Origin of the sequence: Xanthomonas sp. WHRI 10207 (assembly GCF_040202975.1) — a bacterium.
Lineage (GTDB): Bacteria > Pseudomonadota > Gammaproteobacteria > Xanthomonadales > Xanthomonadaceae > Xanthomonas.
In genome coordinates this window covers 40,084-55,250 of sequence record NZ_JBEGDX010000001.1, presented here as the reverse complement: position 1 = coordinate 55,250, position 15,167 = coordinate 40,084, and the positions used below count along the sequence as shown (strand labels likewise).

Genomic DNA, 15,167 nt, shown 5'->3' with positions numbered 1-15,167 from the left:
GCGCTCAACGCGAGCGCAGGCGCTGGAGCGGGCTGTGCGCAGAGGCGCGCGCGTCGGCCTGCAGCAAACGCTGGAACAGCTGTTCCAACGGCGTCTGCGCCGGCCGCTCCAGCGACGACAGGCCGCGCGCGCCAGGCTCATCGCGTTGCCGCAATTTGCGCAGCGGTGCCAGCGCATCGCCGGGCGATACGCCAACCGTCTTGTCGGCAGGCGCCGTTGCCTGCATCACGGGCGACGGGGCCACGAGCGGTGCGATCGGCGGTGCCACTGCCGCCGACACTGCGGGCGAACGCGCTGTCGGCACGTGTACCGGCGCGACCGCAGCCTCCGTCGCAACCGGCGCCGTCTGCGCAGCTTCCGGCGCCTCGACAGGCGCCACGCCCGGCTTGCGCGGCGGCAGCTGGGTGTAGGCGAAATCGTGATAGCCCTCGCTCGCCTGCGTCCCCAAACGCGCGAACAGACCCGATACGTCGTCGTGTCCCGGCGTGTTCTTGGTGTTCTTCGGTGCCATCACACTCCCCTTGCCTGATCGCACATGCTCATGCCGTCCGCGCCAACACAAACAGGCGCAGATCGACGGAATCGGCCGGCACGGTCTGCACCGCCAGGCCTGCCAGCATCCCCAATTGCTGGAACCATCCTTCGTAGACCCCTTGCAGGAACCCATCGCTCCAGCCAGCCCCGTCCAGAGCCACGCTCAACGGCGCACCGCCGTGCCGGATCTGCACGTGGTCGGGGTATTCGTCCATTGCGCACTGGCCCCAGTCGCAGCTGTCCCAGATCGCATTGGCGGCCTGTTGCACCTCGTCCAGCGCGGCGCAGGACGCCAGCCTGTGCTCACGCGCGAAGCGGCGGCCGATCCGAGCCATCAAGGTGGCCAGGTCGTGCTCGGGCAGCTCGGCGCCGAACTCCTCGGCCATCGCCCGCACAAAGCCCAGCCACTGCCGGGAGCAGCTCCGCGTGCGGTACAGCGACAAGGGGTCGAGTGCAGGCATTCAACAGGCTTCGCAAGGAAAGGGACGTCACATACGACGGTTGCACTAAAAGTGATGCAAGCGTGATGCCAATGTTAACGTTTGCCAACCAGCGATTGAGAGATGCATCTCACTTTTCCGGGCATTCCCCGACAGCAGGCCGCCCGTTTCGGCAGTTCATGCCGGCCTGCGTCAGTCATTGCCGCCGCTGGTCAGGCCCCTTCGGGCATCGGCGGCAGACCGAATACGTCGCGCAGGTAGCGCAGGTAGCCGGCGTCTTCGCACATGCTCTTGCCCGGCGAATCGCTGAGCTTGGCCACCGGTTGGTCGTTGCAGCGGACCATCTTGATGACGATCTGCAGCGGCGTCGGCCCCAGGTCGTTGGTGAGGCTGGTGCCCACCCCGAAGGCCAGCCGGCAACGGGTGTGGAAGTGCGCGTACAGGCGCATCACCTTGTCGATGTTGAGGCCGTCACTGAAGACCAGCACCTTGGTATTGGGATCGATGCGGTGGGCTTCCAGATGCGCGATTACCCGCTCGCCCCATTCGAACGGGTCGCCGGAGTCGTGGCGCATGCCGTCGAACAGCTTGCAGAAATACAGATCGAAGTCGCGCAAGAACGCGTCCAGCCCCACGATGTCCGACAGCGCAATGCCCAGATCGCCGCGGTATTCGCGCGCCCACGAGTCCAGCGCGGCGACCTGGCTGTCGCGTAGCCGCGGCCCCAGCGCCTGGAACGCCTGCAGGTATTCGTGCGCCATGGTGCCCAGCGGGGTCAGCCCGTAGTGCTTGGCGAAATACACGTTACTGGTGCCCACGAACTGCTCGCCCAGGCCATCGCGCAGCAGCGGCAGCAGCTCACCATGCCAGTGCCGCGAATAGCGGCGACGGGTGCCGTAGTCGGCGATCTTGCAGCCGGCCGGCATGTTGCGCAGGCTGCTCACCTTGGCGCGCAGGCGGCTGCGGCCCTCTTCGAAATCCGGCTCGGAGGTGTTGCGGAACCACACCTCGTTGATGATCGCCAGCAACGGCACTTCAAACAGGATCGTGTGCAGCCACGGGCCGCGGATGGTCAGTTCGATCTCACCTGGGTGGGTGGTCGATGCAGACAGCTGCAGGTATTTGCGGTCCAGATGGAACAGCGCCAGAAAGTCGGCGAAATCCGGCTTGATGAAGCGCAGGCTGCGCAGGTAGTCCACCTCGTCCTCGCGCAGGCGCAGCCGGCACAAGGCATCGATCTCGCGCGAAATCTCATCGATGAACTGCGCCAGATCCACGCCGGGCGTGCGGCACTTGAAGCGGTAATCGACCTGCGCGGCCGGATGCTGATGCAGCACCGCCTGCATCATGGTGAATTTGTACAGGTCGGTGTCGAGCAACGAATGGATGATCATGCCGCCGGATTATGCCCGCAGCGGCAGTGGCCGCGCGTGCATTGGGCATGACCCGGCCGCCGGCCGCGGCTCCCCCCTGCGTTAAGGGCGCACGCTCCAGCGCGGGGCTTTGTCGAATTCCCCTGGGCGTCTGCGGGGCCGCATGGGGCTTGCGGTCACTTAGAGCAGCTAAGAAAAGGACGGTGCTCACCGCCAGGCGGGCGCGGGCGGTGCCGGTGCCGGTGCTGGTGCCGGTGCTGGTGCTGGTGCCGGTGCTGGTGCTGGTGCCGGTGCTGGTGCTGGTGCTGGTGCGGCATGTACATGCCGGTTCTGAGCGCGTCGTCTACACCCTCCTGACGACTGCTCGCTACGTTTTGTGCGCAGCGCTTAGTGTCAGGCACCCGCGGCGCCAGTCAGATCCACAAGGCTGCAGCTCGCGGATCGCAGCCCCCCCTGAGCAGCTGCTCAAGCTGGGGCGACCACACAAAGGCCGCGCCGGCCTGTCGCCGAGCGCGGTCGGGCATCAGTGCCTCAACGCGCCAACACCTGCTGCGCCGGCTTGCCCTGCACGGTGAAGTCGCTGTCGCCCGGGCCGCCGGCGGCGGGGTCGGTGTACCAGCACCACAGCGCGATGCCGTCCACGCCGTGCGCCTGCAACACCTTTCGCCACTGCTGCAGCACCTGCAGTTGCAGGCGGGTATCCACCGCGGCGGTGCGTTGCTCCGGGCTTTCCCACGGTGCGGCAAGGCTGCCGCGTGCCGAGCGCAGGCCCAGCTCGGCCACCCACACCGGCTTGCCCACGCGTTGCCCCAGATCCTGCAGGCGCTGCGCGGCAGCGTTCATCTCGGTAGCGCGCGCGCCGGCAGCGTCGGACAGACGCGGATACAGGCTGGTGCCGACCGCATCGAACAGCGACCAGTAACGGAAGGTTTCCGCATGCTCCATCCCGTCGGCCACATACAACAGCTTGCCGCGATAGACCTTGCGCACCGCCGCGACCAACTCGGGCCATTGCGGCGCGTCCTGCAGCTTGCGCAGTTCGGTGCCGACCACCAACGCTTCGGCGTGTTCGTCTTCGGCCAGCTGCGCCAGCGGCAGCAGTGCCTTTTGATATGCGGCAAACCAGGCCGCCTGGTCGGCGGGCGCCACCTCGCCGGCCCAGTGGCCGGGAATCCAGACATGCACCTTGAGCGTGGGCTGCAGACCGGACCGATGGCTCTGACGCAGCGCAGCGCGCATGGCGTCCAGGCTGCTGTCGCTACCCAGCACCGGGTCGTTCGATTGCGGGTTCGCCTGCCAGACGAAGGCCACCAGCAGCGCCTTGCGCGCACCGGTGCCGGCCAACGCATCCAGCGACTGCGCAGCGGCAGCGCTTTCCCACGGCGCATTGGCCGAGACCTTGACGTTGGCACCCATCCACATCGGCGCGGCCGCATTGCATCCATTGGCCAGCAGGCACACGGCAAGCAACGCTGCGAGGATTAGAACGCGTTTGCACATGCGCCAGACACCTCGGTGGTCGACGCTGCCGTGCCCGGCACGCAGGTGCCGGTACGCAGCGCTGCGTTACTCACGCCCGGCTGCAGCGCGGTCGCGGTTGCAGGGCCGGTTGACGTGGCGGCGGCGCTCATCTGCGCGGGCACGTGCGTCTTGATCGCGGCATCCGCCTCAACCAACGGCATCGCCGTGTCCACTGCCGCAGGCATCGCCCCACCCGCGACCGGCAGCGATGCCGGTGCGGCCATGACCACCGCCTCGCCCTGCAGCAGCGACTGCGCATCGGCGGGCGCTGTACGCATCCAGCTGCCCCAACCCTGCGGTTGCACCCAGGCCGCGCCGATCAGGCCGAGCAGCAATAGTCCAGCGGCCTGGCTGCGCTGATCGGCCTGCAAGGCGCGCAGCAACAAGGCTGCCGGCACCCACAGCAACAACAAGGCATCGAAGCCCGCCCAGCCGAACGCAAACGACAGTGCAGCCGCGCAGATCACCGTGCCGACGCTGGCCACCACGCCACGCGCAAGCGCACCGTTACGCGCCCGCATCACCAACGCCAACACCGGGAAGCAGGCCAGCGCCGCCACGCCCCAACGCACCGCCGGCAACCAGCCTTCGGCCTGTGCAGCCAGCGGCAACGGCAGCGGACTGGCCCCTTGCGAGATGCTCGACAGGGTCGGCCACGGCGCATTGAACACGGTCAGATTGACGTAGGCCCACATGCCGACCAGAAACGCGAACGGCAGATAGCACACCAGGTAGAACGAGCCCGGCGCCTTGCGCAGCATCTGCGGCGGCATCACCAGCAGCAGCCACGGCGCGACCATGGTCGACAACGCCAATGTCTGCAGATCCAGGCACAGCAAAATGCACAGCCACCCGGCGATACGCAGATAGGTGAAGGCCTCCACCGGCCCCTGCAGGCGGCGCAGCGTGCGGCATAAGCCGTAGAACGCCAGCGAGCCCACCGCCTGGCTGCCGCCGGCAGCGATCGGCAGCAGGAACAGCGGGTTGCAGCCCACCAGCAGGGTCAGCCCGCTGGCCCAGCCACGCCCGAACACGCCGGCCAGATCGCGCCACAGCAGCGACAGGAACAAGGCGTTGGCAGCCACCGCCAAAAACGGCCATACCTGAAACGGCAGATCCCAACGATGCAACGCCAGATCGACGGCCCAGGCCAGCAGGCCGCTGGCCGGCACACCGATGCCGGGCGCGCTGGTCGGTGCAACACCGCCCATCGACTGCACCAACAACGGCTGGCTCAGCAGCGACAGCGCCACCACGGCCACCAGAAACGCCGGCAAGCCGCTGTCGCGACGCGCTGCCGGCTCACTCTTCGAGTGCGGCGCGGCGTTCGTTTTCCGAATGCTTGCTGATGCCATGTGTGGTCTTCTCCCAATAGAACGGATTATGGATCAGCTGCCAGAGACCCTTGTAGGCGGCGATCGATTGCAAAGCCCAGTAAAACGGCACCGTCAGCGCGTACGGCGCCAACTTGAAGTAGTCGCGTTTGAACGCGGCCACCAGCGTGATGTAGATGAAGAACGCATTGGCCAGCAGCAGATTGACCAGCGAGACCGCTGCAAGCCACGGCGGGAAGAACCGCTCGAACATGGTGGTGCCGGTGACCATCCACACCGCATACAGCGCCCACAAGACCGGCACGCCCAGCGCGGTGAAAAATCCGCCGCCGATAAAGAACTGAAAGCCCCAGAACCCCTTGAACCCGGTGCTGCGATACAGATGCACCGGGTCGCGCATATGCACCAGCCAGGTCTGCATGTAGCCCTTGAGCCAGCGCGAGCGCTGCCGGATCCAGTTGGGAATGCTGACGTTGGCTTCTTCGAACGTGGTGGAATTGACCACGTTGACGCGGTAGCCGTTCTGGATCAGCCGCACGCCCAAATCGGCGTCTTCAGTGACGTTGTACGGGTCCCACGCGCGCACCTGGCGCAACACGTCCAGACGGAAGTGATTGGAGGTGCCGCCCAGCGGAATCGGGATACGCAGGTATTCCAGCGCCGGCAGGTAGAAGTCGAACCAGAGCGTGTACTCCAGCGTGAACATCCGCGTCAGCCAGTTTTCGTCGGCGTTGTAGTAGTTCAGCCGCGCCTGGATGCACACCACATCCTTTTCTGCCTTGCGGAAGGCGGCTACCACGCGCTTGAGCTGATCCGGCTCGGGCTTGTCTTCGGCGTCGTAGATGGTGAGCAGTTCGCCGCGCGCAAAATGCAGCGCGTAGTTGCAGGCCTTGGGCTTGGTCTTGGGCTGCGACGGCGGCACCCGGATGATTTCGAAGAATGCTTCCAGACCGAGTTTCTTGGCCGCGTCGATGGTCTCGAAGTCGTCGGCTTCCAGCACCAGTTTCACGTCGAGCTTGCTGATCGGGTAATCCAGCTTGCGCAGCGCGTTGGCCAGGATCGGCAACACCTCCGGTTCCTTGTACATCGGCACCAGCACGGTATAGACCGGCAGGTCGTCGTCGCGCAGCGCGGCCACTTCGTCTTCGGTGACCTTGATGTCGATGCGGTGGCGCGAGCCGAACCACACCAGCAACAGCTTCAAACCGAACGTCGCCAAAAAGCCGAGCGCCACCAGCACGTTGACGGTGATCAGCGCAGGCACCGGGAACAGCACCATCGCGATCAGCAACACCGCCGCGATCGCCCACAAGGTGAATTTCTGACCGCGCGTGACCACCTGGCGCGCCGAGTACGTCGGTGCGTGCGAGGCGAGCAGGTTCAAGGCGTTGTCGGTGAGCTGCTCGTCGGCGTAGCGCTGCAGGCTCCAGATCACGTCGAACTTGGCGGTGCCGACAAAGCGCACGTCTTCGCCGTAGTGCGCGCGCGCCCAGGCAAACACCGCCGGGTCGGGGTCGGCCACCGCCAGCACCAGCACACCGTCCTCGCGACGCCACGGCAACAGCAGACGCTGCGCATAGCTGTCCAGGTCGGCGGCGGTGAGCAGCTCGGCGTCCGGCGGCTGCTGCACCAGATCGATGAACTCCAGCCCGAAGTGCGCGGCAACGATGGCGTAAAAGCGCTGCGCCGGCACGCCGCGCTGGGCCAGGATCACATCGCCCAGGCGCGAGTTCCAGCGCTGCTGCAACGCCAGCGCCGAGCGCAGCTGTTCGTCGGTGATGACGCCTGCCGTCACCAGCGCACGACCCAACAGACCGCGTTCGCGGCCGATGTCCGGCGCCCGTCCCAGCGCCTCCATTTCGCAGGTGACCGTCATTGTCGTGGCGTCCTTAGAACCGCCACCAGGCGGCCACGAACGGCCCGCCTGCGGCACCGGTGTTGCGGCCCATCACCGGCTGCTGGTAACCCAGCTGCCACTGGCTGCCGCCCGGCGCGGTGTACAGCGTCGACAGCTGCAGCTTGGTGAGGTCGTAGTTGGTGCCGGTGGCGACGAAGCCGGAATCGCTAGGTGTCTCGCCGTTGACAAACGCGTCGTTACGCCCGTTGCCCAGCCCCTGGATCACATTGAGTTCGCCCAGCAACAGCCAGCTCGAGGTCAAGCTCAGACCGGTGGACGCATCCACTCGCACTTCATCGGAGGCAGCGCTGCCACGCAGACGCACCGCGCCACCCAAATCGACGTAGCCGTTGCGCCCGCCCAGCGTGTAACCGCGGCCACGGCTGTAACGCAGCTCCAGTCCGTAATCGCCGAGACCGAGTGCCGGGTCGCGTCCAGGATTGCTCGGGTGGTAGGTCTTGCTGCGGCCATAAGCCGGGATGCTGACCAGCGCTTGCACCGAACTCCGCCAGACATCGTCAGCAGCACTCGGCAGGGCATAACGCAGCCCGATTTCCTGATCGGCAAAGCCGGTCGTGCTAGTGCGCGTACGGCCACTTCCGCCGTAATTGCTGAAACCGACGTCGGTGAAATAGAAATTGCCGATCACACTGAGCGTGTCAGTCACACCATGCTCGACATAGACGTTGAGCTGGTCCTGGCGACTGCGGCCGTTGCCATCGAATTGCTGGCCATCGCCAAAGGTCGTGCGGCGGTGACTGTCGTCGAACCAGCCACGGCCATCGCTATGCAGCGCCTTGACGATCACTAACGTGTCGCCCTGCGGCTGGGTCCAGGCACCGGCAATGGCGCTACCCGGCAACGCAGCCAGCGCGCAACTCAAGGCGAGTGCAGACACCGCGGCCACCGGCGTGCGGCGGGCGTTACTGGACGGGGTAGACGATGCGGCAACCGGGCTGGACTGCACGGAGGTAAGGCACGACGGACGTACCCGCGAGCGCGGGTAGTTCTGTAAAGACATTTGTACGATTCCTGATGGGGGACCCGTTAGGGACAGGAAGCACGGGCTAGGTCACACTTCGCTGCGAAACGTATCACAGTTCCGGACAGTTCCACATCACGGATTTATCACTAATTTAACACTAGCGACCACTATTTCCGACGCAACAATCGCGGCACCTGGGCAGCTGCATGGGTCCAGATCGCCAGCCATACCCCGAGCTGGGTCAACGGCCCGCGCTGGCCGGCCTCGAACTTGCGGAAATAGCGCCACAACCCGCGGTGCTTGTGCCATTCCACGAAGAATGGGCGCGAGCGGCTGGACACGCCGCGTACGTGCACCACTTGCAGATCGTTGGCCACCGCCACCAGCGCGCCAGCCTGGCGCGCGCGCCGGCACAAATCCAGGTCCTCGGCGTGCAGGCGATACCTGCCGTCCCAGCCGTCCAGCCGATCGAACAGGCTGCGCTGCATCAGCATCAAGGCACCGGAGATCGCATCCACCGGCTGCAGGGCAACCGACGGATTGGCGGGCACCGCCAGCTGGGCAGCGGCACGCGGGGCGCGCAGCATCGCGGCAAAGTCCGGGTCGCGGCGGCGCACGGCCGCATCCGGCCGGCCCTGCTCGTCCACCTGCTCCACCCCAAGCAGCACTGCGGCATGCCCGGTGGCGCGCGCGCACAGCTGCACCAGGGTGTCGGCTTCGACCATCAGATCCGGGTTGATGAAGACCAGCCAGGGCGCCTGCGAGTCGCGCGCGCCCTGATTGCAGGCAGTAGCAAAGCCGGGGTTGTCCGGGTTGGCGATGAAGTGCACCCGGGCATCGGCCAGCGCATGCCGTTGCACCACATCCAGGGTGTCGTCGCTGGACGCGTTGTCGACCACCCGAATCTCGCTGATGCCATCGGCCGCACGCAGCCGCGACAGGCAGGCATCGATGGTGCTGCTGCTCTGATAGGTGACGACGACGGCGGCGATCTGGACTGGAGTCATCCGGTCATTATCCGGTGCCGGGACCACGCAGCGCCATCGCAGCGACGGCCAGGCATGGCGGCCGACGGCGGCACGGGGCATACTGCGCGCCCGACGGCCGCCACGCGGCCTAAGTCGGCGCCGCCTGCGGCACTCCCACACTTGATTCTTGAGATGACGGCCAGCGACCTTTCGGTTTCGCGCTGCCCTTCCACTCCATGTCGCGCGACCGCCTGATGGCGCCAGCGCGACAACGACGGCCCGGCAGCGCCGTCTGTGTTGTTACCGGCCTGCGTGCCGGCCCCGTTGAACCGGCTGCGCGCAATTGGTCTATACCACTCATCTTTTCCTCGGCATGCCTGCAGAGGGTGTACGCATGAGCGCGACGCATCAGGTCCATGGCATGAGCCTGGAGTTGGCGCTGCCCGACTGGCCGGCACTGACCGTGGATGAAATCCGCCACGTGCTGCAGCGGTTCTCCGGGCTCGGGTCTGACCACGGCGTGCACTGGCACAGCGCGCGTCCGTTCTCCGCCGCCGCCTGCGTGCAGACCGCGTCCGGCCCGGTGATCGTCAAGCGCCATCACCGCAGCGTGCGCAGTGTCGCTGCCTTGCGCGAAGAACATAGCTTCATGGCCCATCTGCGCTGGGCCGGCGCGCCGGTGGTGGAGGTGCTGTACGCGGCTGACGGCCAGACCGCACTCGCGCAGGACCAGTGGGTCTACGAGGTGCAACGCGTCGGCGCGGGGCGCGACCTGTATCGCGATGCTTTGTCGTGGACACCGTTTAGCAACGTTGCGCACGCGCAGGCCGCAGGGGCTGCGCTCGCGCGGCTGCATCACGCCGCGCAGGGCTTCGATGCACCACCGCGCTCCACCACGGTGCTGGTCGCCAATCTACGGCTGTTTGCACAGCAAGATCCGGTGCAGGCGCTGCAGCGCGCGTTACCCGCGCGGCCGCATCTGGCCGCAGCGTTGAAGGAGTTTTCCTGGCAGCACGATCTGGCCACCCACGTGCTGCCCTGGCATGCGCGCGCCTGGCCATTGCTGTCTGCGCCAGGTGCGATGCCGCCGCTGTGGACGCATGGCGACTGGCATGCGTCCAATCTGCTCTGGAACACCGATCACGGCGACACCGACGTAAGCGCGATCTTCGACTTCGGATTGAGCGATCGCAGCAGCGCCTTGTTCGATCTGGCCACCGCCATCGAACGCAACCTGATCCCGTGGCTGCAGCTGGATACCGGCGCGCGTGCGCCAGCGGACCTGCAACAACTCGATGCCTTGCTGGATGGCTATGCGTTGCATCGCCCAATCAGCGCCACACAGCTGCGCTGCCTGGCCGCCCTGTTGCCGATCGTGCATGCCGATTTCGCCTTGAGCGAGATCGAGTACTTCGCCGGCATCACGCGTTCGCCCGACAACGTGGACATCGCCTATCACCGCTATCTGCTGGGTCATGCGGACTGGTTTGCCAGCACCGATGGTCAAGCGCTGCTGGCGCATCTGCATGCGCGCGCAGCCCTGCTGCGATGAGCGGCAACACCGTGTCTTTCCTCTTCCCTTCTTTACGAGTTGCTTGCATGTCCCGTCTGTCGTTAGCCGCACGTCCCCATCGCCCGCTGACGCTCGCCCTGGCGCTGAGCCTGGCCGCCCCTGCATTGGCGCAACAGCAGCAACCCGGCGAGTCCGCCGTGCAGCTGGATACGGTCAATGTGCTGGGCGAGCGCAGCGATAGCAACACGGCGCTGACCGGCTTCGGCGCAACGCCCCTGCTCGATGCGCCGGCCTCCATCGCGGTGATCGAGCGCCAGCAATTGCTCGATCGCCAGGCGCGCGTGCTCAGCGAGGTGTTGCGCGCCGATGCCTCTGCCGGCGATGCGTATGCACCGATCGGCTATTACGAAAACTTCGTGGTGCGCGGCTATTCGCTCAATGCCGCCAACAGTTATCGCATCAACGGGCTGAGCGCGGTGGGCGAGCAGTCGATTGCGCTGGAAAACAAGCAGCAGGTGCAGATTGTCAAGGGCCTGACCGGGCTGCAGTCGGGCATCAACGAACCGGCCGGGTTGATCGACTACCGCACCAAACGCCCCGAGCATGTGCGCAGCGTGACCCTGGGCACCGACGAGCAGGGCTCGCGCTATGTCGCCGCCGATTTAGGCGACTGGTTCGGTGCCGAGCGCACGCTGGGCCTGCGCGTGAACGCCGCGCGCGAAGACATCAACAGCTATGTCGATCACGCCGATGGTTACCGCAATTTTCTGTCGCTGGCCGGTGACTGGAAGATCACCGCGCAATCGTTGTTGCAGCTGGATGTGGAGTATCAGCATCGGCAACAGCGCTCGGCGCCCGGCTACCAATTGCTCGATGGCACGCAGGTGCCGCGCGACATCGATGTGCACCGCCTGCTCGGTTACCAGCCGTGGGGGCGGCCGGTGGAGATGGATTCGCTCAACGCGCAGCTGCGCTATGCGTATCAGTTCAACGACGACTGGCGCGCCACTGTCGAGGCCTCGCGCAGCCGCGCAGTGATCAACGATTTCTCCACATTCGCCTGGGGCTGCTATGGCGCCGCGAGCTGTACCGAGATCTTCACGCCCAACTTCTTCAGTGCGCAAGGCGAGTACGACGTTTACGACTACCGCAGCCCCGACGACACCCGCGTGCACGATCAACTGCGCGCCACCCTAGAAGGCCACGTGGTCACCGGCGCGCTGGAGCATCATCTGAGCATCGGCGGCGACTGGCTACGCCGCACCATCGACCGCTTTGGCTCGGTCAACGAATTCATCGGCAGCGGCAGCATCGATCGCGACCCGGAGGTTTTCGCACAGACCGATGTGGCGCTGGACCCCAAGCAACGCCGCCTGGATAGCCGCCAACGCGCGTTGGTGCTGACCGACCGCATCGGCCTGGGTGCCCTGTGGGAACTGTCGCTCGGCGCACGCGCTGTCCGCTTGGACGAGCGCGCCTTCGACCGCGATGGGCTGCTGGAACGACGCACCCGCAAGGACGCGGTGTTGCCGCAGGCCGCGCTGTTGTTCAAGCCGCAGCAAAACGTGTCGCTGTACGCCAGCTACGCCAAGAGTCTTGCCGCCGGTGGCACCGCCCCGTGGTTTGCCGACAACGCCGATGAAATCCTGCCGCCAACCAAGGCCTACCAGCTGGAAACCGGCGCCAAGCTCGAACTGGATGGCCTGCGCCTGGGCGCGGCGCTGTTCGACATCCGCCAGGCCTATCAATTCACCCAACCGCAGGCCGATGGAGGTCTGTTATTCGTGCAACAAGGCCGGCTGCACAACCGCGGGCTGGAACTGTCAGCCGACGGTGCGGCCACCGAGCAACTGCGCCTGTTCGCCAGCGTCGCCGCCATCCGCGCACGCGCAGAAGAGACCGACATTGCCGAGTACGAAGGCCATCAGGCGATCAATGTGCCCAAGCTGCGTGCCAGCGTGCAGGCCGACTACAGCGTGCCAGGCGTCGATGGCCTGGCGGTGCTGGCCGGTGTGCAATACAGCGGGCGCAAGTTCGCCGACCGGCTCGGCAATGCCAGCGTGCCGGCATACACCGTGGCCAACCTGGGGGCGCGCTACGCCACCGCGCTGGGCGGCCTGGCGACCACCTGGCGTTTGAACGTGGACAACGTGTTCGACAAACGCTATTGGCGCGATTCGGGCGAATACCAGGGCGATGCGTATCTGTTTCCGGGTGCGCCGCGCACTGCGCGTCTGAGCGTGCAGGTGGATTTTTGAGGTCTGCTGCCCCCATCCGCCCTTCGGGCACCTTCCCCCGCAGGCGGGAGAAGGACGTCGAAGCGTCCGTAAGCGGGGGAAGGATGTCGGAGGGTCCGCAGGCGGGGGAAGGACATCGAAGCGAAATTACCTGTGCGTTTGCGTGTTTCAGGCACTGACTGAAGGCCGCAGGCACCAGCTGAAGGCAGGGGCTCAGCGGTGCAGGCGCTGACGCGCTTGCAGTGCACTTAGGTACGGGGCACCGCGCAGCATCCACTTCCGACTGCACCACTGTTTTGCACGGGTTGCGCCTCTCCCACCGCTCTCCACTTTCCATCAGGCCTTGCATGTCCTTGCTCGAATCCATCGCCGTTGTGATCAACCTGCTGGGCGTGTGGCTGACCGCACAGCGCATCCGCTGGTGCTGGCCGGTCGGCATCGTGGCGGTCGCGCTGTATGCGTGGCTGTTCTATCAGTGGAAGCTGTACTCGGACATGCTGCTGCAAGGCGTGTATGTGCTGACCCAACTCTACGGGTGGTGGCAGTGGCAACGCGGCAACAGCGTGGACGCGCGCATCCGCCCCTTGCCGATGCAGCAGCGTGAACTGTGGCTCTCACTCTCTATCGGCGCTGCATTCGCTGCTGCGCTGGGCGCATACATGCATCACCGCACCGATGCCGCACTGCCATGGCTGGACGCGGCGCTGGCCAGTTTCAGCCTGGTCGCCAGCGTGTGGGCCGCGCGCAAGCGCCTCGCTAACTGGGTGCTGTGGATCGTGCTCGATTGCATTTACGTCGGCGTGTTCGTCAGCAAGGAGTTGTATCCCACTGCCCTGCTCTACGCCGGCTTCGTAGCGTTGGCGATCTACGGATGGCGCAGCTGGAAAACCCAACAGAACCGGAACCTGACAACGCCACGCTAAGCCCGGCGCAGTTTGCGTGCGCGTTCTTCTTTACCATCGCGGCATGCACGATCTTCCTCTCAGTGTCTCGCCCATGGCCCGCATCTCCGATTGGCGGTGCGCCGCATGACTGCGTCGCGCCAGCACGCCATCACCGAAATCATCGCCGCGCAGATTGCCGCCGGCGAATGGGGCCCGGACCAGCGCCTGCCGGTGGAGCGCGCGCTTGCCGAGCGCTTCGACTGCACCCGCATCACCCTGCGCGAAGCCTTGCAGCACCTTGAAGCCGAAGGCCGAATCTACCGCGAAAACCGCCGTGGCTGGTTCGTCAGCGCACCACGCGTGCGCTACGACCCCACCAGCATTGCCGGCTTCATGCAGTACGTGGCCGCGCAAGGGCGCAAGCCGCGCACCGAGTTGTTGAGTGCCACCCGCCAGGCCTCGGGCGCCGCGTTTGCAGCGGCGTTGCGACTGGACACGCCGTATGAAGACGTCTTCGTGCTGCAACGCCGACGCTGGATCGACCGCCGCGCCGTGCTGCTGGAAACCAACGTCGTGCTGGCAGCGTGGGCACCGGGCCTGCTCGAACACGACATGGCCGGCTCGCTGTCGAGCGTGTTCAACCAAAAGTTGGGGCTATTCCTGAGCCGCGCACAGGTGTCGATGCATCCGGCCGGCCTGGATGCCACCCAGGCGATCCTGCTGCAGTCCACCACCGGCACGCCGTGTTTCCGCCTGCAGCGGATCAGCTTTGCCGAAGACGGCCGCGCGGTGGAACTGGATATCGAATCCTGGCGTCACGACGCACTGGACGTGGTGGTACGCACCGATGCGCCGATGCGGTCGGCTTCTTAAGAGGTGCTAACAAAACTACGTCACGCCGGTCTACTGCAGGCCGGCTGATCTGTTGCCTGGCTGCAGGCCCCTTGCCCGCCCACCCTCGCGGGACACGCTGCAAGTACGTCCTTATCAGCGCTTACGCAGCATCCATGCCGCGTAAGGTCCCGCGACGGTGAGCAGGCAAGGACCAGTCGAGATGGTCGGTGTGCATGGTGCAAGCAATGCATGATGTGCTTCTACTTTGCTAGCTCACATGTGTGTGCGATCCGCATCAGCAGGCCACTGCGACGCGCGAGACGACCAGCTCTTTCACGCAGCTACCGACCAACGTCCTGGTGCGGTGTCCTCGCCGCTTGCGGGACCGTGTGGCGGCATGGATGCTGCCACCGAGCCCCCAGGGACGGATTCACGGCGTGTCCCGCGAGCGGCGAGCGCACCGCGCACTCGACCCACTCAGCGTTTGATCTGGACTTCCGATGCGTTTGACCTGAACTTCCGACGGCATCCACCAGGATGCGGCCGACAACACCCCTGCACTCAGCGCACAGCGAGCAGTCGTCAGCTTGCAAGGGACAGCGCTCAAGGAACCGCACTGCACGCGTGCTACATGCCGCACCGAACAC

General features: G+C 65.8%; 12 protein-coding genes and 2 other RNA genes. 5 read left to right on the top strand and 9 right to left on the bottom strand.

What is annotated here, in order from left to right; genetic code table 11:
* Positions 1-4: 4 nt before the first annotated feature.
* The 3 genes from ABQU90_RS00210 to pncB all read right to left on the bottom strand — a co-directional run bounded on the left by ABQU90_RS00210 (position 5) and on the right by pncB (position 2,368).
* Complete coding sequence (locus ABQU90_RS00210) at positions 5-511, bottom strand: hypothetical protein (protein ID WP_323521622.1); 507 nt, start codon at positions 509-511, stop codon at positions 5-7.
* A gap of 28 nt (positions 512-539) precedes the next feature.
* Positions 540-995 (bottom strand): cellulose biosynthesis protein BcsD, encoded by a 456-nt coding sequence (gene bcsD / locus ABQU90_RS00205; RefSeq protein WP_115527079.1) that lies wholly within the window; start codon positions 993-995, stop codon positions 540-542.
* Positions 996-1,186: 191 nt separating this feature from the next.
* The gene (gene pncB, locus ABQU90_RS00200) at positions 1,187-2,368 is read right to left on the bottom strand and encodes a nicotinate phosphoribosyltransferase (protein WP_323521620.1); all 1,182 of its coding nucleotides are present in this window, start codon (positions 2,366-2,368) and stop codon (positions 1,187-1,189) included.
* Between the two features lie 285 nt (positions 2,369-2,653).
* On the opposite strand from pncB, the gene ABQU90_RS00195 reads away from it, so the two are divergent.
* Positions 2,654-2,730: non-coding RNA, sX9 sRNA (locus tag ABQU90_RS00195), on the top strand.
* Positions 2,731-2,878: 148 nt separating this feature from the next.
* On the opposite strand, the gene ABQU90_RS00190 is transcribed toward ABQU90_RS00195, so the two are convergent.
* The 5 genes from ABQU90_RS00190 to ABQU90_RS00170 form a co-directional block, all read right to left on the bottom strand.
* Entirely contained in the window at positions 2,879-3,847 is a 969-nt protein-coding gene (locus ABQU90_RS00190) for a glycoside hydrolase family 113 (RefSeq protein WP_323521618.1), read from the bottom strand.
* The gene (locus ABQU90_RS00185) at positions 3,829-5,124 is read right to left on the bottom strand and encodes a hypothetical protein (RefSeq protein WP_323521817.1); all 1,296 of its coding nucleotides are present in this window, start codon (positions 5,122-5,124) and stop codon (positions 3,829-3,831) included. Before ABQU90_RS00185 ends, ABQU90_RS00190 begins: the two co-directional genes overlap by 19 nt.
* A gap of 46 nt (positions 5,125-5,170) precedes the next feature.
* Positions 5,171-7,078, bottom strand: a complete 1,908-nt coding sequence (locus tag ABQU90_RS00180; RefSeq protein ID WP_055850816.1) for a glycosyltransferase family 2 protein — start codon at positions 7,076-7,078, stop codon at positions 5,171-5,173.
* A 13-nt stretch (positions 7,079-7,091) separates the two neighbouring features.
* Positions 7,092-8,120, bottom strand: a complete 1,029-nt coding sequence (locus tag ABQU90_RS00175; RefSeq protein ID WP_323521617.1) for a hypothetical protein — start codon at positions 8,118-8,120, stop codon at positions 7,092-7,094.
* Positions 8,121-8,251: 131 nt separating this feature from the next.
* Positions 8,252-9,091 (bottom strand): glycosyltransferase family 2 protein, encoded by an 840-nt coding sequence (locus tag ABQU90_RS00170; protein WP_115512548.1) that lies wholly within the window; start codon positions 9,089-9,091, stop codon positions 8,252-8,254.
* A gap of 355 nt (positions 9,092-9,446) precedes the next feature.
* Here ABQU90_RS00170 and ABQU90_RS00165 point away from each other — a divergent pair, with 355 nt between their 5' ends.
* The 4 genes from ABQU90_RS00165 to ABQU90_RS00150 all read left to right on the top strand — a co-directional run bounded on the left by ABQU90_RS00165 (position 9,447) and on the right by ABQU90_RS00150 (position 14,559).
* Positions 9,447-10,604 carry a phosphotransferase enzyme family protein gene (locus tag ABQU90_RS00165; RefSeq protein ID WP_323521615.1) on the top strand — a complete coding sequence of 386 codons (1,158 nt, stop codon included), beginning with the start codon at positions 9,447-9,449 and terminating at the stop codon, positions 10,602-10,604.
* Between the two features lie 47 nt (positions 10,605-10,651).
* A complete protein-coding gene (locus tag ABQU90_RS00160; protein ID WP_323521614.1) occupies positions 10,652-12,823 on the top strand; it encodes a TonB-dependent receptor in 2,172 nt (723 codons plus the stop codon).
* 326 nt (positions 12,824-13,149) lie between these two features.
* On the top strand, positions 13,150-13,725 hold the full coding sequence (pnuC, locus tag ABQU90_RS00155; protein WP_323521613.1) for a nicotinamide riboside transporter PnuC: 576 nt from the start codon (positions 13,150-13,152) through the stop codon (positions 13,723-13,725).
* A gap of 105 nt (positions 13,726-13,830) precedes the next feature.
* Positions 13,831-14,559: a UTRA domain-containing protein gene (locus ABQU90_RS00150; RefSeq protein ID WP_323521612.1), complete on the top strand. Its 729-nt coding sequence runs from the start codon at positions 13,831-13,833 to the stop codon at positions 14,557-14,559.
* A 502-nt stretch (positions 14,560-15,061) separates the two neighbouring features.
* Here the strand turns inward: ABQU90_RS00150 and ABQU90_RS00145 are convergent.
* A non-coding RNA gene (locus tag ABQU90_RS00145) (sX9 sRNA) lies at positions 15,062-15,153 on the bottom strand.
* Between the last annotated feature and the right edge of the window lie 14 nt (positions 15,154-15,167).